The organism is Ensifer sp. Root423 (assembly GCF_001426275.1).
Classification (GTDB): domain Bacteria; phylum Pseudomonadota; class Alphaproteobacteria; order Rhizobiales; family Rhizobiaceae; genus Ensifer; species Ensifer adhaerens.
Map to the genome: position 1 here is coordinate 381,123 of NZ_LMEG01000002.1, position 19,092 is coordinate 400,214.

Here is a 19,092-nt window from a genome sequence, read left to right on the forward strand (position 1 = left end):
GTTGCTTGCCGCTCACGTACTCAGCACCGAGAGACCGCTCTCCCGGTCGAACAGGTGCAAGCCGTTTGGCTCGATTGTGAAGGATACCGCTTCCCCCGGCCTGGGGCAGCCGCTGGCCTTGACCAGTGCGCCAATTTCCTTGCCGGCAAACAGAAAGGTCACGAGCGCGTCGTTACCATGAAACTCGACCAGGTCGGCGATGCCCTCGACACGATTGAGCCCGCTTTCCGCCGGCGCCAGGTCGGCGGGACGTATGCCCAGCACCAGCGTCTGGCCATGGCGAAGCGTGAACCTGTCGTCCGAGATCGCGAAGCTGCCGCCCGCACTGCGCAACAGCCAGCTGCCTTCGGTCTTTTCGGCCGTCACGTCGATGAAATTCATGTTGGGTGTGCCGATAAAGCCGGCGACGAAGAGCGTGCGCGGGCGTTCGTATATCTCGGCGGGCGTTCCGACCTGCTCGATCGCGCCACCCTTCATCAGGACGATCCGGTCGGCAAGTGTCATCGCCTCCAACTGGTCGTGGGTCACATAGATCGTCGTGGTCTTCAGCTTCTGGTGCAGCCGGGCGATCTCGACCCGCATGTGATTGCGCAGCTTCGCGTCGAGATTGGAGAGCGGCTCGTCAAAGAGGAAGACCCGCGGCGTCTTGATCATCGCGCGGGCGATAGCGACGCGCTGCTGCTGCCCGCCGGACAGCTCGGTCGGCTTGCGGGCGAGATAGGGCTCGAGGCCGAGCGTTCCCGAAACAGCGCGAATCCGCGTATCGATCTCCGCCTTCGGCACCTTCATGCGCTTCAGTCCGAAAGCGATGTTGTCGTAGATCGTCATGTGTGGGTAGAGCGCATAGTTCTGGAAGACCATGGCAACGCCGCGGTCGCGAGGCGGCAGGTCGTTGACCGCCCGCCCGCCGATCGAGACGATGCCGCCGGATATGTCTTCGAGACCGGCAATCATGCGCAGCAGCGTGGACTTGCCGCAGCCGGATGGACCGAGAAACACAATGAATTCATGATCGGCGACATCGAGGTTGAAATCCTTGATGACATCAACGGCGCCGTATTGCTTGTCGACATTGGAGCAGACGATGTTCGCCATGGCTCAATCCTTCCCACTGTCCATGTGGATCTGTAGTTTGATATCAGTCGGTCGGGCGGATGCGGCCCGCTCGAATGCCCTGATGCTGTCTTCGAAGCGGAAGGTTTCAGTGATCAGCGGCTTCAGATCGACCTTGCCGGACGCGATCAATTGCAGGGCGCGGTCGAAGATGTTGGCGTAACGAAACACCGTTTCGATCCGGACTTCCTTGGAGATTGCGCCCGGAACGTCGAATTGTACCGGTTCGACCGGCAGGCCCACCAGAACCACGGCACCGCCCGGGCGGACCAGATCGAATATCCCGGAAAAGGCCTTGGCGCTGCCGCTCGCCTCGAAGACGAGATCGGCGCCCCAGCCGCCGGTTTCCGCGGCGATGACATCGGCAAAAGGCCGCTCGGCGATGTTGACCGGGATGATGCCCGGATACTGAGCGGCGATCGCCAGCTTCTCCGCGCTGAAATCGGAGATGAAGACACGGCTGCAGCCACCGGCAAGGGCTGCGAGCGCCACCATGATGCCGATCGGCCCGCAGCCGATCACCGCGGCGACATCGCCCGGTGCAATCCGCGCGCGGGCGGCTGCCTGCATGCCGATTGCGAACGGTTCGACCATCGCGCCTTCGGCAAAGGAGATGTTGTCGGGAAGCTTGTAGGTGAAGGCGGCGGGATGGACTGCGAAGGGAGCGAGCACGCCATGAACCGGCGGCGTTGCCCAGAACCGCACCTTGGGATCGACATTGTAGATGCCGAGCTTGGAAGCCCGGGAGGTCAGTTCTGGAACACCCGGCTCCATGCAGACCCGGTCGCCGACGTCGAGCGTTTCGACATTGCTTCCGACCGCGACGACGGTGCCGGCCGCCTCATGACCGAGCACCATCGGTTCGCGCACCACATAGGGGCCGATGGCGCCGTGGGTGTAGTAGTGTACGTCGCTGCCGCAGACGCCGACCGTGTCGATGGCGATCTTGACATCATCGGGACCAAGTTCCAGCGGGAGATCGATCTCCCGGATTGCGAGCTTGCCTTTTTGCTCGAGGACCAACGCTTGCATGAAGGATTTCCTTGTTTTTCCAGTCTTGGGATTCATTGGGTCTTGCGCTTGAAGGCGCTGTTGAGCATGCCACTTAGAACCCCGATGAAGAGCAGCGGCGGGATGGAGAGCAGCACGACGGAGGCGTTGAGGATGCCCCAGGGCACGTCGCGACCGAGTTGCGTCAGCTCCGAGGCGACGATCGGCAACGTCTTGGCGTCGGACGTCGTCAGCATCAGCGCAATCAGGAATTCGTTCCAGACGAGCACGAAGGCAAAGGCGACAGCTCCGATCAGCGACCGAAGGGCAATCGGCAGCGCGATAAGGAAGAAGATCGCATAAGGACCGTAGCCATCGACGCGGGCAGCCTCCTCGACTTCCTTCGGCACCCGCGCAAAGGCCGGGACGCTCAGCCAGATGATGGTCGCGAGCGTCAGCAGCGAATAGGTGACGATCATCGACAGGCGGGTGTCATAGAGGCCGAAATCGAGCCAGATCACCATCAGCGGAATGGCGATCGCGACCGGCGGCAGGAAGCGCAGCGACAGAACGAAGAACTGAATGTCGCGGGACCAGCGGTTGGGATAGCGCGCGATCGCATAGGCGGCGGGCAGGCCGAGAGCGGCACCGATCAGCACCGCAGCGCCCGATATCAGCAGCGAATTGACGAGGCCGGCAAAGACGCTTTCGCGGCCGAGCACATAGGCGAAGTTGTCGAGCGTCGGCTCGAAGAAGAAGAGCGGGGTCGGTGTCACGATGTCGACCCGGTTCTTGAAGGCATTGAGCGCGGTCCAGAACATTGGAAACACGGCAGAGAAGGCGGCGGCGGCAAGGATGAGCCGGCCAATGAAGCGGCCAAGGGCGTGGGCGGTCATCACTGAACCCTCTTCCAGATGAAGGTGAAGGCGATCGAGGTGGCGATCATCATCAGAACCGCCATGCTGGAGGCGTAGGAAATCCGGCCGGACTCGATGAAGCCTTGCGAGAAGGCGTACATGTCGAGCGTTTCGGTCGCGATGCCGGGGCCGCCGCGGGTCATTACGTAGATCAGGTCGAAGGCGCGCAGCGACTCGATCATCTTGACGAAGGCAAGCGAGATCAGCGGCGCCTTCAGCATCGGCAGCGCGATGAAGGCGTAAATCTCCCAGGTGCGGGCGTGGTCCAGCCGTGCCGCTTCGAATGGCTGGGGCGGCAGCGTTTCCAGGAGCTTCAGCACGATGACGGCGAAGAACAGGCCCCATTGCCAGACATCGACCAATGCGACTGTCGCAAGTGCAGTCGCCGGATTGGACAGGAGATCGAGTGGCTGACCGGTGATTGCCTTGTAGGGATAGGTGGCGATGCCATAGAGCGGATGGAAGGCGAACTTCCAGACGAAGGCGGCCGAAACGCGTGGCAGGATCACCGGTACCAGAAACAGGAGCGCCAGCAGGTTGCGCGTGCGCGGCGAGACGCATTCGAACAGCAGGATGCCAAGGCCGACGGCGATGGCGAGCGTTATACCGACGGTCACGGCTTCCCAGGTCAGGGAGACGCCGATCGCATTGATGAAGCGGCGGTCCGAGAAAAGGTCGATATAGTTGGCGAAACCGACGAAGCTGCCGTCCGGACGGCTGAGTTCCCGGTTTTGGAACGATATGTAGATCGCATAGGCCGTCGGCACGAGGGCGAGAACGGCAAGGATGCCCATGGCCGGGGTGAGGAACACCGCCGGCAGGCTGTTTTTCTGCTTCATGTGATCAGTCCTACGGCTGGGCTTTGAACGCCCCCGATGGTGCGGGCCACCGGCGGCTTTGCCGGCCGATGGCCCTTGGGAGGAACCGGCTTACTGGCTGCGGGCAACCAGGTCTTTGGCGAAGCCGTCGAGTTCGTCGAGGCCTTCCTTGATGTCGGTGCGCGTTCCGGTGATCAGCTCCTCGAGGATGATGCCCCAGCGGTCGCCAAGATCAGGCCATTGCGGGTTCTGCCAGAAGTTGACGGCGGTGACCTTGCCGGTATCAGCAAGCGCCTGGCCGAGATCGGGGCCGTAGAGCTCGGCGAATTTCGGGCTGGTCATGATGCTGGTGCGATTGAGTTCGCTGAACTGTCCGGCTTCGAGCCGCCGGGCCTCGTTTTCCTTCGAGGTCGCCCAAGCTACGAACAGACCGGCGCAGGCCTTGGAGGCCTCATCCTTGTTGGCCTTCATGCCGATTGCCAGACCATGGCCGTAGCCGCCGCCCGTCAACGGTGCCGGAGGCGGCAGGTAGCCGACCTTGCCGGCCACCTTCGAGGACTTCGGATCGATCGCCATGCCGACGAGCGGGGTGGATTCGATCAGCATCGCCACCTGGCCGGAGGTAAAAGCACCAACCGCCTCGTCCCAGCCGCCGGTCTGGCTGCCCGGTGCCGAGTACTTGAAGAGTTCGAGATAGGTCTCGGTCGCCTTGACCGCCTGTTCGCCGTCAAAGACCGGCGTCTTGCCGTCGAACCAGTTGCCGCCGAAGCCCTTGAAGAAGGGCATCCAGCGCCAGACATTGGCGCCCGAGCCGCGCTGGCCGCGAAGGGCTGTGCCGTAGATACCCTGGTCGGGCTGATTGAGCTTCTTCACTGCGGCAACATATTCGTCGAGCGTCTTCGGCGGCGTAATGCCGGCCGCCTCGAGCAAGTCCTTGCGGTAGACCATGAGGTCCCCGCCGCCAGTGACCGGCGCAAACCAGACCTTGCCGTCATAGGTCGCGACCTTCTGGCGGCCCGGATCGAAATCGGCGTAGTCGTAGTCATCAGGATAATAGTCCATCAGCGGCGCGACCCAGCCGGCCGACGCAAATAGCGCCACATTTGCCTCGTCGATGTAATAGACGTTGTACTTGCCGATGGTCGAGGCGTCCGCCTTGGTCTTGGCGCGGCGGTCGTTTTCGTTGAGATAGTCGATCTCAAAGGATGCGCCGCCCGAGAGCTTCTCGAATTCGGACTTGTAGTCTTCGAGCAGCGTCAGGCCGTCGCGCGGCTGGGCGAGCACCTTGATCGTGCCGGAGCATTCGGCAGCGACCGCAACAGTCGTCAGGCCTGTGGAAAGAAGGCATGCGAAGGCGATGCTCGAAACGAGCGTTTTGGCTTTTTTCATTGTGAAAAGACCTCCCCAGGTCTGCGATGCGCGCCGGATACTCCTCAGATCCAGTGCGTTTTCCTCATAGCGAACCGTTTCGCTGGGTTCGATGATAGGCCTTACGCTCTGCCGAACTAGCGTGCGCGATGCGGCAATTCTGTACTTTCTTGCAGAAAATTTCCAGATGCCAGCCGTTTGCAGCGCAGCAAACGCAAGGATTCATCGCCTGGGTGGGTGAAACGCGCCTAAGAACGGGAAGTACGACGCTGGCCTGTCAGCCGCCTGTAGGCCGAAGGCGTCATCTTGTGCTGGCGCAGGAAGGTGCGATTGAAATTGGAGATGTTGAGGTAGCCGACCTCGAAGCAGATGTCGGTGATCGGGACGTCGGTTTCGGCAAGCAGCTTGCACGCCTGCCAGATGCGCAGCTTGTTGACGTGGTCGGTAAAGGTGTTGCCGGTATTCTTCTTGAAGAAACGGGAAAAGGCCGTTTCGCTCATGCCGGCCTGCCGGGCAAGATCGGCAAGATGAATGTCGGTGGCGATGTTCTCGTAGATGAAGGCCAGAGCGCCGCGCAGCACGTCAAGCGATTGTTGGTCGAGTTCTGGCGCGAATTCCGGCGAGGAGAGCAACTCGTATTCTTCGGTGTTGACCAGCAGATCGAGCAGCTGGATGAACAGCGAGAAGCGCGAGAGCCCTTTCAGGCTGCCCATACGTTCGATCAGATCGGCGCCCTTGGCGCGGGCTTCGCCATGAAACACCAGGCCGCGCTCGGCGCGGGCGAAGAAGGCCTCAAGCTCGGCAAATTCCGGTAGGGCGTCGGTGATCTCGCGCATGCGATCCGGGTGGAACTGCATGACGATGTCACGGCCTTCGATAATCTCATCGGGTTCGGTAACCGTTACCCAGTCATGCGGCAGGTTGCTGCCGATGACGGTGAGATAACCCGGACCGAACTGGCCGATATGATCACCGACGAAGGCAAGGCCCGAGGCCTTGCGGATGAGATGGATTTCGATCTCCGGATGGAAGTTCCAGACGTTCCGTTCCCAGGGATAGTTGTCGAGACGCCATAGGAACGTCTCGTTGACGCCGGTGACGATGTGCTCGAAGGTCGGCGGGTTGGTTGCCAGCGAAGCGGGCTTTGCCGGCGCGCGTTTTGGGCCCCGCGCCGTACTCATCGCCTGACCCTCCTTCGCGTCGTGTCGATCGGTCGTCTCCTTTGGAGAAGGAGCGGCTGGCTATTGCACCCAAGCCGCCCCGTTTTCCGGACTATGTCAGGCGCGTTCGGCCCAGATCTTGGCGAGCTCGACCAGCGTCTTTACGCTGCGCTCCATGTCCTGGCGGCTGACCCATTCGAGCGGCGAATGGAAGGCGTGGCCGCCGGCGAAGAGGTTGGCCGAAGGCAGGCCCATGAAGGAGAGCCGCGAACCGTCGGTGCCGCCGCGGATGCTGCCGCGCACCGGCTGCATGCCGGCCCGGCGGATCGCCTCGATGGCGTTTTCGACGATCTCCGGATGGCGGTCGAGGATGGCCTTCATGTTGCGGTACTGCTGCTTGACCTCGAAACTGTAGGTGGAGCCCGGATAGGCCTTCATCACGTCCTTGACGATGCCTTCGAGCATGGCTTCCTTCGAGGCAAGGCCCGCCTCGTCGAAGTCGCGCACGATGAGGCCGAGCTGCGCCCTGTCCATCGAGCCGGTCACGCCGGTCGGATGCACGAAGCCGTCGCGGCCCTCGGTGCCCTCGGGCGAAACCTCCCGCGGCAGCCGGCTAATGATGTTGCCGGCGATCTTGATGGCGTTCTCCATCTTGTCCTTGGCAAAGCCCGGGTGGATGGCGACGCCATGAATGACGATCTCGACGCCATCGGCGGAAAAGGTCTCGTCCTCGATATGGCCGGCGGTTTCGCCATCGACCGTATAGCAGAATTGGGCCCCAAGCTTCTTCAAGTCGACCTTGTCGACGCCGCGGCCGATCTCTTCGTCGGTGGTGAAGAGCAGCTTGATCGTGCCGTGCTTGATTTCGGGATTGTCGACGAGAACTTGAGCGGCCGCGACGATCTCGGCAAGCCCGGCCTTGTCGTCGGCGCCGAGCAGAGTCGTGCCGTCGGTCGTGACGATGTCATTGCCGATCTGGTCGTTGAGAACCGGGTGGTCGGCGACGCGGATCACCTGCTGCGGATCTCCCGTGAGCCGGATATCGCCGCCCTGGTAGTTGCTGACGATCTGCGGCTTGACGTTCGTGCCGGTGAAATCCGGCGCCGTGTCCATGTGCGAGCACCAGCAGATGACCGGCACCGGCTTGTCCACGTTCGAAGGAATGGTGGCATAGACGTAGCCGTTTTCATCGAGATGGGCGTCGGCAAGGCCAATCGTCAGCAGTTCCTCGACGAGCACGCGACCGAGGTTCTTCTGCTTTTCCGTCGACGGCTGCGTCTTCGACTTGGCGTCGGACTGGGTGTCGATGACGACATAACGAAGGAAGCGGTCGAGAACGGTATCGGTCATGGCGGGAATCCAATGCTGGTGGGCGTCAGACCGCTATACCCCCAGACAGAGACGAGGGAAAGTCGTGACCGCCCAACGCATGCGGTTGGTGGTGGCCCGACTGGCTCCTCCGGTCGCGGCGCAGACGATGCCGATCAGTAGATTTTTCCAGCCGTCGTCTCGGTCTCGCCTCTGGTACCCTTGAACTCCGCTGCCAGCTTCGACGTGGCGCCGACCAGCAGGCCGACATCGTTGCCGACCGCCACAAAGGTCGCGCCGAGTTCTAGGTAGCGGCGGGCAAGGGCCTGATCGGAGGTCAGGATACCGGCCGCCTTGCCGTGCGACTGGATGCGAAGGAGCGCCGCCTCGACTGCTTGCTGTACCTCCGGCGCACCGGGCTTGCCGAGAAAGCCCATGTCTGCGGCAAGATCGGCCGGGCCGATGAAGACACCGTCGACGCCGTCGGTGGTCGTGATCTCGTCGAGGGCGGCAAGGCCGGCGCGGCTTTCGATCTGCACGAGCAGGCAGACCTCGTCATTGGCGGTCTGCAGATAGTCGGGAATACGGTTGAAGGCCGATGCCCGGGCAAGGGCGGCACCGACTCCACGCACGCCATGGGGCGGATAACGCACGGCGCGCACCAGGGCGCGGGCCTGTTCGTCGCTTTCAACCATCGGCACCAGCAGCGTCTGCGCGCCGATGTCGAGGATCTGCTTGATCATCCAGGTCTCGCCGATCGGCGGCCGGACGATGGCGTGGCTTGGCGATGCGGCGAGTGCCTGGAGCTGTGCTGCCAGAAGCGGCACGTCGTTCGGCGCATGCTCGGCGTCAAGCAGCAGCCAGTCGAACCCGGCGCCGCCGCAGATCTCGGCCGTATAGGGATTGGCGAGCGCCAGCCAGAGGCCGATCTGCGGGCGCTTGTCAGTGAGGGCCTGTTTGAACGTATTGCGCGGAGCGGGCATGGTCGGTCCTATTCGAAGAAGCAGCTGACGGTGCCGGACGGGCCGAAGTCGGCGACGATGGTGTCGCCATGGCGCGCCTCGACCGGGCGGATGAAGGAGCCGGCAAGCACGATCTGGCCGGCCTCGATACGGTCGCCGTAGAGCGCCAGGCGATTGGCGAGCCAGGCGATGCCGCGGGCCGGGTGGTTGAGCACGCCGGCGCCCAGTCCTGTCTCTTCGACCTCGGCATTGCGCGAGACGATCGCGCCCATCCAGCGCATGTCGATCGCATCGGGCCGCATCTGTCTTCCGCCAAGCACGATGCCGGCATTGGCGGCGTTGTCGGAGATGGTATCGACGATCGTGCGCGCCTTCTTCGTTTCCGGATCGACGCGCAGGATCCGCGTATCGAGGATTTCGAGCGCCGGCGTCACGTAATCGGTGGCGTTCAACACGTCGAAGACGGTGACATTGGGGCCGGAAAGCGGCGCCTTCATCACGAAGGCGATCTCGGCCTCGATGCGCGGCTGAATGAAACGATTGCCCGGAATGCGCGCGCCGTCCTCAAACAGCATGTCATCGAAGAGCACGCCGGAATCGGGGATGTCGATGTTGAGCGCATATTGCATCGCCTTCGAGGTCAAGCCGATCTTCCAGCCGATCACCCGGAGTCCAGCGGCGATCTTCTTCTTCACCCAGGCGGCCTGCACCGCATAGGCGTCGTCCATGGTCATTTCAGGGTGTTGCAGCGACAGGAGACCGGTCTGGACGCGCTCGCGTTCGGCGGTGTCGAGCGCGGCGGCCGCGGCTTCGGTCTGGGATTTATCAAGCATGGCTCAGGCTTCGTCGGCAACTGGGTTGATGAGCGTGCCGATGCCTTGGGCCTCGACCTCGACGATGTCGCCAGGCTTCAGCCAGATTGGCGGGTCGAAACGGGCACCGGCGCCGGTCGGCGTGCCGGTGACGATGACGTCGCCGGGCACCAGCGTCGTGAAGGTAGAGACGTAATTGATGATCTTGCGGAAGGAGAAGATCATCCGGCTGGTGCGGTCCTGCTGGCGAACCTCGCCGTTCACGCGGGTTTCCAGCTTGATGTCGGCAAGCTGGGCCTCGTCGGTGAATGGCACCAGCCAAGGACCGATCGAGCCGGTGCGGTCGAAGTTCTTGCCCTGGGTGACGTTGAACTTGGCATGGCGCACCCAGTCGCGGATCGTGCCTTCGTTTGAGAGCGAAAGCGCGGCGACGTGGTCGAGCGCCGTCGCCTCGGGGATACGACGACCGCCCTTGCCGATGACGATGACGATCTCGCCTTCATAATCGAGCTGCGGACTTTCCGGCGGGCGGATCAGCGGTTGACTGTGGCCGGTAAACGAGCGCGGGAAACGGATGAACAGCGACGGGTTGGAGGGTGCCGCCTGCCCGTCCTTGTATTCCTCATTGCGGTCCGGAAAATTGACGCCGACGCAAATGATCTTTTCCGGTGCCGGTATGGGGATCTCGTAGCGGATATCGTCGAGCGAAATGTCCGCCGGCAGTCCGGCCGCTTCGTCGGCAAGCCGGGTAAGGGCACCGGCTTCGATCACCTCGCGCAGCGTTGGAAAGGTCGATCCATATCGTGTGCTAAGGTCGATCAATCCATTGCCGGAAACGAGGCCGTAGCCCCGCCTGTTTCCGGCCGAAAAGGTGACGAAACGGGGAGGTGTCATCGGGAAGCCTTCGTTTTTTCGTGTTGTCCGTCGAGCGCGGCGGCGACCTCGACAATGACCTCGAACGCCGTCTCGGCATCCTCTTGCGTCATGTCGAACTGGCCCGCCTGGAAACGGATCGCCACGCGACCATCGACGCGCGTCTGGGTCAGGTAGATGCGGCCGTCGTCATTGATCGCGTTGACGAGCGCGATGTTGTGAGTGTCCGAATCCCCCTGGCTCAGATGGCGGAACGAAAACAGCGACAGCATCGGTGCGGTCACGATCTCGAATTCCCGGCGCTCGGCCAGCCGCTCCGCCAGTTGCCGGGACCAGCGCACGTGGTTGCGGATCATCGTCTGCAGGCCTTCGAGACCATGGAAGCGCAGCAGGAACCAAAGTTTCAGAGCCCGGAAACGCCGGCCGAGCGGGATCGTCCATTCGGAATAATTGATGATACCGTCGCGCCCGTGCGTCTTCAGATATTCCGGCTGGATCGCCAACGTCTTCACCAGATCATCGGGACTGCGGATGAAATGCGCCGAGCAGTCGAACTGCGCACCCAGCCACTTGTGCGGATTGAAGACGACGGAGTCAGCGTTTTCGACGCCGGCCCAGAGTTCGCGAAACTCCTCGCAGATCATCGCGGCACCGGCCCAGGCGGCATCTACATGGACGTAGAGGCCGTGCGCATGGGCGACCCGCACAACCTCGGCGATGTCGTCGCAGGCACCCGTGCTTGTCCCTCCGGTGCAGGCGATCACGCCCGCCGGCACGAGGCCTGCTGCCTTGTCGCGGAGGATCGCCGCTTCGAGCGCCTGGCAGTCCATCGCCCGCCGCGGCCCGTTCGCCGGGATACGCACGAGGTTCTCCTCGCCGATCCCCGAGACCCAGATCGCCCGGTCGATCGAGGTGTGAACCTGATCGGAGGAATAGATGCGAAGCTGCTGCTGGCTGGCGAGGCCCTTCTTGTTGCCGTTCCACCCGAGCGCCTTCTCGCGCATGACAAGCACGGCTGAGAGTGTCGCCGAGGACGCCGAATCCTGGATCACACCGGAGAAGCCCTCGGGCAGACCGATGGCCTGGCGCAGCCAGTCGAGGACCTTGGTCTCGAGCTCGGTCGCCGCCGGCGAGGTCTGCCAGAGCATGCACTGCGCCGCCATGGCGGTGACGAGGTATTCGGCGACGACGGAGACGGGGGCGGCGTTGGCGGGGAAATAGGCGAAGAAACGCGGATGCTGCCAATGTGTCATGCCAGGCAGGATAATCTTTTCGAAATCCTCGAAGATCGCCTGCATGTCCTCGCCGGTCCGCGGCGGCTGCGCTGGGATCTGGGCGGCAATCGCCCCCGGTGCCGTCTGCGCCCGCACGGGGCGGTCACGCAGCGAGGCGCGATAGTCCGCACCCCATTTCGCCGCCTTCAGCGACCATTCGGTGAAACTCTTCTCGTCCATTTTCTACTCCCGTTCGATGCGAGGCCCTTACCTGATCCAATCGCCAAACGTCACGGCGCGACGATCGGTTGGGCTTTCAGGATCGAGTCCCTCGCCTCGGCACCGGCAAAGGCGCTGCCTTCCTCGAACCAGGATTTCGGTGCCGGCGCGCCCCAGAGCGTCTGGCGCTGCGGGTCCTTCAGGTCCCACTTGATCGGTTCCAGATCCGGATCGACGGTCTGGTAGTCGGAGCAGTAGATCTCGATGCGGTGTCCATCAGGGTCGCGGACATAGAGGAAGAAGGCGTTGGAAATGCCGTGGCGGCCGGGGCCGCGTTCGATATTGGCGAGCCAACCGGAGGTCGACATCAGGTCGAGCAGGTCGATGATGTTGAGCGGCGTCGGCACCCAGAAGGCGGTGTGGTGCAGGCGCGGGCCGCGGCCGTTGGTAAAGGCGATGTCGTGCACGCCGCCCTTGCGATGGGTCCAGGCGGCCCAGAGACGTCCCGTCTCCTCGTCGGCCGTGTATTCCGTTACCCGGAAGCCGATCTCGTTGTAGAAGGCGACCGCTTCGTCGACATTGGGCGAGAAGCAGTTGAAGTGGTCGATGCGCAGCGGTTTTACGCCGCGGTAGAGCGCGTATTTCTGGTGGATTGGCGGCAGACGGTCCATCTTCGAATAGAATTCGAGCGGGATGCCCTGCGGATCCCGGGTGCGAAAGGTGCGTGACTGGTAGGGGCGTTCGATCCACTCGACAGGCAATTCTTTCGCTTTGAAGAAATGCGCGGCCTTTTCGAGATCCTCTTCGCCAAAGACCTTGAAGCCGAGGTCGCGAGCCTCTGCGCTCGACGCCTTCTTCAGAATGATGCAGTGGTGGCCGCGTTCCTCCATGGCCCTCAGATAGATCGTGTCCGCCGTCTCGTCGGTGACCTGCAGGCCCAGCACGTCGACATAGAAGGCGCGTGATTTGGCGAGATCGGTGACGGCGAGCTCCACATGGCTCAGCCGCACGATGTTGAAGGGCGGGTAGAGGTTCGGTTTCGGCAAGGGCATTGATGTCTCCTCCAGATTTTTTTGCCAGCGCGCTCAGCCGCCGAGCTTGGCGATCGCGTGCGCCGAGCTGGCAAAGGCGATGTTCTTGGTTTCCATGTAAAAATCGAACGACCAGTCGCCGCCGTCGCGGCCAATGCCCGAGCTCTTGACGCCGCCGAACGGCGTCGGCAGGTGGCGCACATTCTCCGAGTTCACCCAGATCATCCCGGCCTCCAGATGATCGGTGAAGCGGAACGCGCGGGTGACGTCGGAGGTCCAGAGATAGCCGGTCAGGCCGTATTGCGTGTCGTTGGCAAGCGCCAGCGCCTCCGCCTCGTCCTTGAACGGGATCGCCGTCAGCACCGGCCCGAAGATTTCTTCCTGGGCAATGCGCATGCCGTTATTGGCGCCGGTAAAGAGCGTCGGGGTCACATAGCAGCCACCGCCCGGACCGTCGAATTTCTCGCCGCCGGCAGCAATGGTTGCACCCTCCTCGCGGCCGATTCGGATATAGTCGAGCACCTTCTTCTCATGCACGGGGTGAATGAGCGGGCCGACGACGGTCTCGGGGTCAAGCGGATGACCGACCTTGATGCGCTTGGCCTTCTCGGCGACGAGCGCGGTGAACCGGTCATAGATGCTGTCTTCGACCAAAAGGCGCGAGGACGAGGTGCAGCGTTCGCCGTTCAGCGAATAGATCATGAAGACGGCGGCGTCGGCCGCGCGTTCGAGATCGGCATCGGCAAAGACGATCACCGGGTTCTTGCCGCCGAGTTCGAAATGGACGCGCTTCAGTGTCTCGGCACCCTGCTTCATGATCATCGAGCCGGTGCGGCTTTCACCGACGAAGCCGATCGCCTTGATATCGGGGTGCTCGGTCAGCGCCCGGCCGGCGTCTTCGCCGAAACCGTTGACCAGGTTCCAGACACCTTTCGGCAGCCCGGCCTCCTCGGCGATCTCCACCAGCAGCCGTGCGGTCAGCGGCGAGAACTCCGCCGGCTTGTGGACGACCGTGCAGCCGGCGGCGAGCGCCGGGGCGATCTTCCAGGTCGACAGCATGAAGGGCGTGTTCCAGGGCGTGATGATGCCGACTGGGCCGATCGGCACGCGCGTCGTCATGTTGATCTGGTTGCCGCCGCGCAGCATCTTGCCGTCGCGTGCCTCCGGCGCCCGGTCGGCAAAGAAGCGGAAGTTTTCCGCACCGCGCAGCGCCGCCTTGGCCATGAACTTCAGCGATTGTCCGGTATCCACGCACTCGACGAAGGCGATCTCCTCGGAGCGCGCGACGATCGCATCGGCAATTTTATGCAGGAGCTTCTTGCGCGTATCGCCGGGCATGGACGCCCATTCGGCGAAGGCTGCTTTCGCGGCCTTGGCGGCGCGGTCGATGTCTGCAGCCTTGCCGCGCGCGATCTTCGCCAGCGGTTTCAGGTCGATGGGCGAGATGGTCTCGAAAGTCTCGCCATCAAGCGAGGGAAGGGCTTCACCGTTGATGTAGTTGAGCACGCCTTCGCGTCTGAAGCGGGCAAGATAGCGTTCCGCCTTGGCGAGGTTTTCGGCGAGCTTGGACATGATGGTCTCCGATGCTGGCGCAGACTTCGCCGCGCACTGCTGTGTTTTTGTGGGAGGGCCGCGCTCAGCCGTTGGAGGCGCGCAGCCTGGGGTGAATGGCGTTCTTCTTCCAGCTCAGCTCCGGATCGATCTCGCGGATCTCCAGGCTGAGGGCGAAATGCGGCGTCGAGAAGAGCGTCGAGAGTTCTTCGCTGACGGCCTTGAAAATCGCGTCGCCGGTCGCCTTCTTCTCCGCTTCCGTGCGGCCGCGGCCGATGCGGAAGGACAGGTCGATGAAGCCGTTTTCCGGCAGGAGGTCGGCGATCGCATAGTCGCGGCTCTGGATCGTGCGCACCCTGATGGCGCCAAGCTCGAAGAGGCCGGTGCCGAGGATGGTCGCGTGCACCGTGCGGCACAGCTTGGCAAAGTCGACGCGAGTGTCGAGGTTACCGGAATATTCGATTGTCAGATGCGGCATCTTTCCTCCCGATGCGCTCTCATATATTTAACACGTTAACGAAATTGCCGACAGTGTCAAGCAGCCCGTTTCCCGCAGCTGCGACTGCCGATTGCAGAACGAAAGAAAATGTCCGATAGAACGCCTATGAGCCGCGAAAAGCCTCCCACCGACCTGGGCCACGACGCCCTTTTGCCGCACAACACGCGCCGTTCGCTGCCGATCGCGCTTCTGCGCGCACGCGAAGCCGTCATGGCGCATTTTCGACCGATGCTGGCGCGTCACGATATTACCGAGCAACAATGGCGGGTGATCCGCATTCTCGCCGAAGCCGGCCGGGTCGATGCGTCCGAGATGGCCGACAAGGCCTTCATCCTGGCGCCAAGCCTGACGCGCATCATCCGCTCGCTCGAGGAGCGCGGCCTGATCACCAAGCATAAGGACGCCGACGACGGCCGGCGCGTTCTGCTCGAGATCGCGCCCGAGGGCATGCGGGTGATCGCCGACGTCAGCCCGGAAAGCCGCGCGATCTACGAGGAGCTCGAAGCTCGCTACGGCCACGAGCGCGTCGAGGTCCTGCTCGATATGCTGGACGAACTTGCCAGCCTCAACGATTGAGTGTTTCGACAGCGCCCCGATCATCGGAAGCCTATTTCTTCGGCAAGCGCCAGCGTCTCGTCGGCATAACGCAGGACGCGGTCGCGCGCCGCGGGCAACTCCGGCCGCGAGGCAAACCAGCCGATATAGGTGAGGCTGCGAAGCACGAGGAACAGCGGCAGGCAGGAAAACGCTTCGTCCGGCAGGGCGCGGCGGCTTCGATAGCCTGAGATCAGCGCAGCCTCGATCGTCTCATATGCCGGCTCGCGCCGGTTTTTCAGAAGTGCGGTCGCGATGTCGAACAGGCGAAAGCCGTAGCCGGCATCGTCGAAATCGATGAAGGTCACGCCTTTTGCGGCAACGAGCACGTTCTCCCGAACGAGATCGGCATGGATCAGCCCAAAATCCTGCGCCGGAGTCGGCATCGTTGCCAGGCGCCGCCGGAGATCATGGCGCAACGCCGAAAGTGCTCTTGTCTGCGCCGAAGACAAGCCGTCGCAGTCCCAGAACCGTCCCCAGAGCGGCCGCTCGCCGAGCAGTCCTTCCGCATCCCAGGCGGGGCGCCAGAATCCCTCCGGCGACGTCCAGCGGTCGGCGAGATTGTGCATCTCGGCCATGGTGGCGCCGAGTGCCGAGAAGATCGCGCCGAGCTTTTCGGGTGTGTGGGACAGCGGCTTTCCGCTTTCGCCGAGCGTCTGTCCGTCCATCCAGCCGATGATATCGGCGTGCTGCGCGGCAAACGCTTCATCCTCCGGCAGGGCAACAAGCAGGCATCCGTCCGCCGTTGCGATCGGCCGCGGCAGCGCGAGACCGCTATCGACGAGTGCTGCCATCCATTGCAGTTCCGAGCGAAGGGCCGCTTCGTCGTGATAGCCGGCGCGGTGCAGCCGCAGCGCCGCCGACCGACCATCGGCGAGGCATACGCGAAACACCGCGTTTTCCCGATACTTCAACAGTTCCGGCCGTTGGTCGGCGACGCCCCAATGGGCGAGCGCCTGACGGGCGCGCGCGTCGAGCGCGGCGCGAAAATGCGGAGGTAGGGCGGCGACCATCAGCCGCTCACAGGCCCGAAAGCACGTCGTCGAACGTCGACAGCATGACGTCGGCATTCTCGCGGGTAAACGGCATCGGCGGCCGCATTTTCGTCGTGCATTGGTGGATACCAAGCTTGCCCATCAGCACGCCTCGCTCGCGCATGCCGTTGATCACCTTTGTCGCGAGATCGCTCGCCGGTGTTTTCTCGCTGCGATCGGTGACGAGTTCCGTACCGAAGAACAGGCCACTGCCCCTGATGTCGCCGATCACGTCATGTTTGTCCGCAAGCCGCGCGAGACCCGCCTTGGCATAGGCGCCCACGGTGGCGGCGTTCTCGATGAGCTTCTCACTTTCGATCACATCGAGCACCGCCATGGCGGCAGCGCAGGATACGGGGTTGCCGCCGAAGGTGTTGAAGTAACGAAACGCCTTGCGGAAGGCATTGAGTGTTTCGCTTCCCGCGACCACGCCGCCGATCGGGTGACCGTTGCCCATGGGCTTTCCAAGCGTGACGATATCCGCAAGGATGCCGGCTTTCTGGTGCCCCCACATGTGCCCGCCGGTGCGACCGAAGCCCGGTTGGACCTCATCGGCAATCACAAGGCCGCCCGCCTTTCGGACGGCGGCGACGGCGCCGTCGAGAAAGCCGGATGGCAATTCCGGAAAGCCTTCGTTGGCGAAGAAGGGGTCGATGATCAGCGCCGAGAAGCCGTGCGGGCTCTGCTCAAGCGAGGCGATCGCTTCTTCGACCTTGGCGGTGAAGGCCGCAGCGAATGCGTCACCCGGCTCGCCGCCGAGCGGTCGGTAGCTGTCGGGTGCTGGCACGTGGCGCACGTGGCCGCCGAAGCCGCCGACCGGCGGCATTCGGGTCGAAAGCTGCGACACGGCCGCGGTGTTGCCGTGATAGGTGTGGTCGGTGGCAATCACCCCGGTTTTGCCGGTCACGGCTTGAGCCATGCGCAGCGCCACGTCATTCGCCTCGCTGCCGGTGCAGGTGAGGATCGCCGCGTCGAGGCTCTTGTCGAAGGTCGCGGTCAGCCGCTCGACATAGTCGAGAATGCCTTCGTGCAGATAGCGGGTGTGGGTGTTGAGGGTTGAGGCCTGCCGGGCGATCGCCTCGGTCACCCGCGGATGGCAATGGCCGACATGCGGCACGTTGTTGTAGCAGTCGAGATAGCGGCGGCCATCGGCGTCGAAGAGCCAGACGCCTTCGCCGCGCACCAGATGCACCGGCTCCTCGTAGAACAGCGACATGTTGCGCCCGAGCAGCCGCTCGCGGCGCGCGATCAGATCCGCGTTACCTGTCATGGTTTATCCCCGTGCGGCGGTGAGGCCGGCGTCCAGCGCCGTCAGAATACGGGCGACATCGCCGGCGGTGATGACGAGTGGCGGCGAGAGGATGACATTGGCGCCCGAGGTTCGCACCATGACGCCGGCGTCATAGGTCACGTCCTGGACCTTCTGCACCACATCCTTCGCCGCAGCGGTCTTCTTCTCGCGGTCCGAGACCAGTTCGAGCGCGCACATCAGACCCTTGCCACGCACGTCGCCGATCAGTTCGTGCCGCTCCTTCAGCGCTTCGAGACCGGCGATGAGTTCCTCGCCGCGGGCACCGGCATTCGCCGCCACGTTCTGCTTGCGCGTCTCCTTCAGCGTTGCGAGTGCTGCCGCAGCACCGACCGGATGGCCGGAGTAGGTGTAACCATGGCCGATCGATCCGGCAGCCGTCTTGTTGCTTTCGAAAGCCTCGGCCACCTTGTCGGCGATCATCACTGCGCCGAAGGGATAGTAGCCATTGGTGATCGCCTTCGCGGTCGACATGAAGTCTGGCTTCACGCCCCAGAGACGTGAGCCGGTCCAGGCGCCGGTGCGGCCGAAGGCGGTGATCACCTCGTCGGCAATCAGCAGAATGCCGTGGCGGTCGCAGATCTCGCGCATCAGCGGCATGAAGGTCTCGTGCGGCACGATCACGCCGCCGGCGCCAAGCACCGGCTCCATGATCAGCGCCGCGATGGTGTCGGCGCCCTGAAAGGCGATCTCGTCCTCGAAGAGTCGCGCGATCGACTTGGCGATGACAGCGCCGTCGGTCGTGTCGAACGGGTTGCGATAGGTATAGGGCGCCGGCAGATGATAGACGCCGGGCAGCAGCGGCTCGTAGTTGCGACGGAAATTGGCATTGCCGTTGACCGAGGCGCCGCCGAAATGGGTGCCGTGATAGCCCTTCTTCAAGGCGACGAACTTGGTGCGCTCCGGCTGGCCGTTGAGCTTGTGATATTGGCGGGCGAGACGCAGGCAGGTCTCGACCGAATCCGAGCCCCCCGAGGTGAAGAACGAGCGCGTCAGCCCGTCCTCGCGGAACCATTCAGCGAGCTCGTAGGACAGCTCGATCAGCGGCGAATTGGTGGTGCCGCGAAAGGTCGAATAATAGGGCAGGTCGTCGAGCTGGCGGCGGATCGCCTCCTTCACCGGTTCACAGGAATAGCCGAGATTGACGTTCCAGAGACCGCCGACCGCGTCGAGCACCTTCTTGCCGTGAATGTCGACGATCTCGACGCCCTCGCCGGCATTGATGATGCGCGGCGGCGTCGCCTGCATCTCGGCCGGATGCGCCATCGGATGCCAGAGGTGGCGGGCGTTGTTCTCGATGAGGAAGTTGGTTTCGCGCAT

The 19,092-nt window shown here is 63.2% G+C and carries 18 protein-coding genes; 1 reads left to right on the top strand and 17 read right to left on the bottom strand.

Annotated features, from left to right (window positions below):
- Nucleotides 1-12: 12 nt before the first annotated feature.
- From ASD01_RS05640 to ASD01_RS05705, 14 genes are all read right to left on the bottom strand, one after another.
- Nucleotides 13-1,095, bottom strand: coding sequence for an ABC transporter ATP-binding protein (locus ASD01_RS05640; RefSeq protein WP_060643622.1), 1,083 nt, complete (start codon nucleotides 1,093-1,095; stop codon nucleotides 13-15).
- 3 nt (nucleotides 1,096-1,098) lie between these two features.
- Nucleotides 1,099-2,145: an NAD(P)-dependent alcohol dehydrogenase gene (locus tag ASD01_RS05645; RefSeq protein WP_060529311.1), complete on the bottom strand. Its 1,047-nt coding sequence runs from the start codon at nucleotides 2,143-2,145 to the stop codon at nucleotides 1,099-1,101.
- Nucleotides 2,146-2,177: 32 nt separating this feature from the next.
- Nucleotides 2,178-2,999 carry a carbohydrate ABC transporter permease gene (locus ASD01_RS05650; protein WP_060517787.1) on the bottom strand — a complete coding sequence of 274 codons (822 nt, stop codon included), beginning with the start codon at nucleotides 2,997-2,999 and terminating at the stop codon, nucleotides 2,178-2,180.
- Entirely contained in the window at nucleotides 2,999-3,859 is an 861-nt protein-coding gene (locus ASD01_RS05655) for a carbohydrate ABC transporter permease (RefSeq protein ID WP_060529313.1), read from the bottom strand. Before ASD01_RS05655 ends, ASD01_RS05650 begins: the two co-directional genes overlap by 1 nt.
- A 90-nt stretch (nucleotides 3,860-3,949) precedes the next feature.
- A complete protein-coding gene (locus ASD01_RS05660; RefSeq protein ID WP_082566294.1) occupies nucleotides 3,950-5,227 on the bottom strand; it encodes an ABC transporter substrate-binding protein in 1,278 nt (425 codons plus the stop codon).
- A 227-nt stretch (nucleotides 5,228-5,454) separates the two neighbouring features.
- The gene (locus ASD01_RS05665; protein WP_082584564.1) at nucleotides 5,455-6,387 is read right to left on the bottom strand and encodes a helix-turn-helix domain-containing protein; all 933 of its coding nucleotides are present in this window, start codon (nucleotides 6,385-6,387) and stop codon (nucleotides 5,455-5,457) included.
- A 96-nt stretch (nucleotides 6,388-6,483) separates the two neighbouring features.
- Nucleotides 6,484-7,716: a peptidase T gene (gene pepT / locus ASD01_RS05670; RefSeq protein ID WP_060517793.1), complete on the bottom strand. Its 1,233-nt coding sequence runs from the start codon at nucleotides 7,714-7,716 to the stop codon at nucleotides 6,484-6,486.
- Between the two features lie 134 nt (nucleotides 7,717-7,850).
- Nucleotides 7,851-8,657: a 4-hydroxy-2-oxoheptanedioate aldolase gene (gene hpaI / locus ASD01_RS05675; RefSeq protein WP_060517795.1), complete on the bottom strand. Its 807-nt coding sequence runs from the start codon at nucleotides 8,655-8,657 to the stop codon at nucleotides 7,851-7,853.
- 8 nt (nucleotides 8,658-8,665) lie between these two features.
- On the bottom strand, nucleotides 8,666-9,469 hold the full coding sequence (hpaH, locus tag ASD01_RS05680; protein ID WP_060643623.1) for a 2-oxo-hept-4-ene-1,7-dioate hydratase: 804 nt from the start codon (nucleotides 9,467-9,469) through the stop codon (nucleotides 8,666-8,668).
- Nucleotides 9,470-9,472: 3 nt separating this feature from the next.
- The gene (locus ASD01_RS05685; RefSeq protein ID WP_060643624.1) at nucleotides 9,473-10,342 is read right to left on the bottom strand and encodes a fumarylacetoacetate hydrolase family protein; all 870 of its coding nucleotides are present in this window, start codon (nucleotides 10,340-10,342) and stop codon (nucleotides 9,473-9,475) included.
- Nucleotides 10,339-11,775, bottom strand: coding sequence for a pyridoxal phosphate-dependent decarboxylase family protein (locus ASD01_RS05690; protein WP_060643625.1), 1,437 nt, complete (start codon nucleotides 11,773-11,775; stop codon nucleotides 10,339-10,341). Before ASD01_RS05690 ends, ASD01_RS05685 begins: the two co-directional genes overlap by 4 nt.
- A gap of 50 nt (nucleotides 11,776-11,825) precedes the next feature.
- Nucleotides 11,826-12,806 (bottom strand): 3,4-dihydroxyphenylacetate 2,3-dioxygenase, encoded by a 981-nt coding sequence (gene hpaD, locus ASD01_RS05695; protein WP_060643626.1) that lies wholly within the window; start codon nucleotides 12,804-12,806, stop codon nucleotides 11,826-11,828.
- 33 nt (nucleotides 12,807-12,839) lie between these two features.
- On the bottom strand, nucleotides 12,840-14,357 hold the full coding sequence (gene hpaE, locus ASD01_RS05700) for a 5-carboxymethyl-2-hydroxymuconate semialdehyde dehydrogenase (RefSeq protein WP_060529319.1): 1,518 nt from the start codon (nucleotides 14,355-14,357) through the stop codon (nucleotides 12,840-12,842).
- 64 nt (nucleotides 14,358-14,421) lie between these two features.
- Nucleotides 14,422-14,814 carry a 5-carboxymethyl-2-hydroxymuconate Delta-isomerase gene (locus ASD01_RS05705; RefSeq protein ID WP_034787798.1) on the bottom strand — a complete coding sequence of 131 codons (393 nt, stop codon included), beginning with the start codon at nucleotides 14,812-14,814 and terminating at the stop codon, nucleotides 14,422-14,424.
- 108 nt (nucleotides 14,815-14,922) lie between these two features.
- Between ASD01_RS05705 and hpaR the strand changes: the two genes are divergently transcribed.
- Nucleotides 14,923-15,411 (top strand): homoprotocatechuate degradation operon regulator HpaR, encoded by a 489-nt coding sequence (hpaR, locus tag ASD01_RS05710; protein WP_034787802.1) that lies wholly within the window; start codon nucleotides 14,923-14,925, stop codon nucleotides 15,409-15,411.
- A gap of 20 nt (nucleotides 15,412-15,431) precedes the next feature.
- On the opposite strand, the gene ASD01_RS05715 is transcribed toward hpaR, so the two are convergent.
- Genes ASD01_RS05715 through ASD01_RS05725 form a run of 3 tightly spaced genes read right to left on the bottom strand, consistent with a single transcriptional unit; the run spans nucleotide 15,432 to nucleotide 19,092 of the window.
- Complete coding sequence (locus ASD01_RS05715) at nucleotides 15,432-16,442, bottom strand: phosphotransferase enzyme family protein (RefSeq protein ID WP_060643627.1); 1,011 nt, start codon at nucleotides 16,440-16,442, stop codon at nucleotides 15,432-15,434.
- A 7-nt stretch (nucleotides 16,443-16,449) separates the two neighbouring features.
- Nucleotides 16,450-17,733, bottom strand: a complete 1,284-nt coding sequence (locus ASD01_RS05720; RefSeq protein ID WP_060643628.1) for an aspartate aminotransferase family protein — start codon at nucleotides 17,731-17,733, stop codon at nucleotides 16,450-16,452.
- A gap of 3 nt (nucleotides 17,734-17,736) precedes the next feature.
- Nucleotides 17,737-19,092: an aspartate aminotransferase family protein gene (locus ASD01_RS05725; protein ID WP_034787806.1), complete on the bottom strand. Its 1,356-nt coding sequence runs from the start codon at nucleotides 19,090-19,092 to the stop codon at nucleotides 17,737-17,739.

What these genes read in the sequence shown, in the direction of transcription:
- ASD01_RS05655 (WP_060529313.1), bottom strand. Translation starts at nt 3,859, where the DNA reads ATGAAGCAGAAAAACAGCCTGCCGGCGGTGTTCCTCACCCCGGCCATG.
- hpaE (WP_060529319.1), bottom strand. Translation starts at nt 14,357, where the DNA reads ATGTCCAAGCTCGCCGAAAACCTCGCCAAGGCGGAACGCTATCTTGCC.
- hpaD (WP_060643626.1), bottom strand. Translation starts at nt 12,806, where the DNA reads ATGCCCTTGCCGAAACCGAACCTCTACCCGCCCTTCAACATCGTGCGG.
- hpaI (WP_060517795.1), bottom strand. Translation starts at nt 8,657, where the DNA reads ATGCCCGCTCCGCGCAATACGTTCAAACAGGCCCTCACTGACAAGCGC.
- ASD01_RS05650 (WP_060517787.1), bottom strand. Translation starts at nt 2,999, where the DNA reads ATGACCGCCCACGCCCTTGGCCGCTTCATTGGCCGGCTCATCCTTGCC.
- ASD01_RS05685 (WP_060643624.1), bottom strand. Translation starts at nt 10,342, where the DNA reads ATGACACCTCCCCGTTTCGTCACCTTTTCGGCCGGAAACAGGCGGGGC.
- pepT (WP_060517793.1), bottom strand. Translation starts at nt 7,716, where the DNA reads ATGACCGATACCGTTCTCGACCGCTTCCTTCGTTATGTCGTCATCGAC.
- ASD01_RS05665 (WP_082584564.1), bottom strand. Translation starts at nt 6,387, where the DNA reads ATGAGTACGGCGCGGGGCCCAAAACGCGCGCCGGCAAAGCCCGCTTCG.
- ASD01_RS05690 (WP_060643625.1), bottom strand. Translation starts at nt 11,775, where the DNA reads ATGGACGAGAAGAGTTTCACCGAATGGTCGCTGAAGGCGGCGAAATGG.
- ASD01_RS05640 (WP_060643622.1), bottom strand. Translation starts at nt 1,095, where the DNA reads ATGGCGAACATCGTCTGCTCCAATGTCGACAAGCAATACGGCGCCGTT.
- hpaH (WP_060643623.1), bottom strand. Translation starts at nt 9,469, where the DNA reads ATGCTTGATAAATCCCAGACCGAAGCCGCGGCCGCCGCGCTCGACACC.
- ASD01_RS05660 (WP_082566294.1), bottom strand. Translation starts at nt 5,227, where the DNA reads ATGAAAAAAGCCAAAACGCTCGTTTCGAGCATCGCCTTCGCATGCCTT.
- ASD01_RS05705 (WP_034787798.1), bottom strand. Translation starts at nt 14,814, where the DNA reads ATGCCGCATCTGACAATCGAATATTCCGGTAACCTCGACACTCGCGTC.
- ASD01_RS05715 (WP_060643627.1), bottom strand. Translation starts at nt 16,442, where the DNA reads ATGGTCGCCGCCCTACCTCCGCATTTTCGCGCCGCGCTCGACGCGCGC.
- hpaR (WP_034787802.1), top strand. Translation starts at nt 14,923, where the DNA reads ATGTCCGATAGAACGCCTATGAGCCGCGAAAAGCCTCCCACCGACCTG.
- ASD01_RS05725 (WP_034787806.1), bottom strand. Translation starts at nt 19,092, where the DNA reads ATGCGCGAAACCAACTTCCTCATCGAGAACAACGCCCGCCACCTCTGG.
- ASD01_RS05720 (WP_060643628.1), bottom strand. Translation starts at nt 17,733, where the DNA reads ATGACAGGTAACGCGGATCTGATCGCGCGCCGCGAGCGGCTGCTCGGG.
- ASD01_RS05645 (WP_060529311.1), bottom strand. Translation starts at nt 2,145, where the DNA reads ATGCAAGCGTTGGTCCTCGAGCAAAAAGGCAAGCTCGCAATCCGGGAG.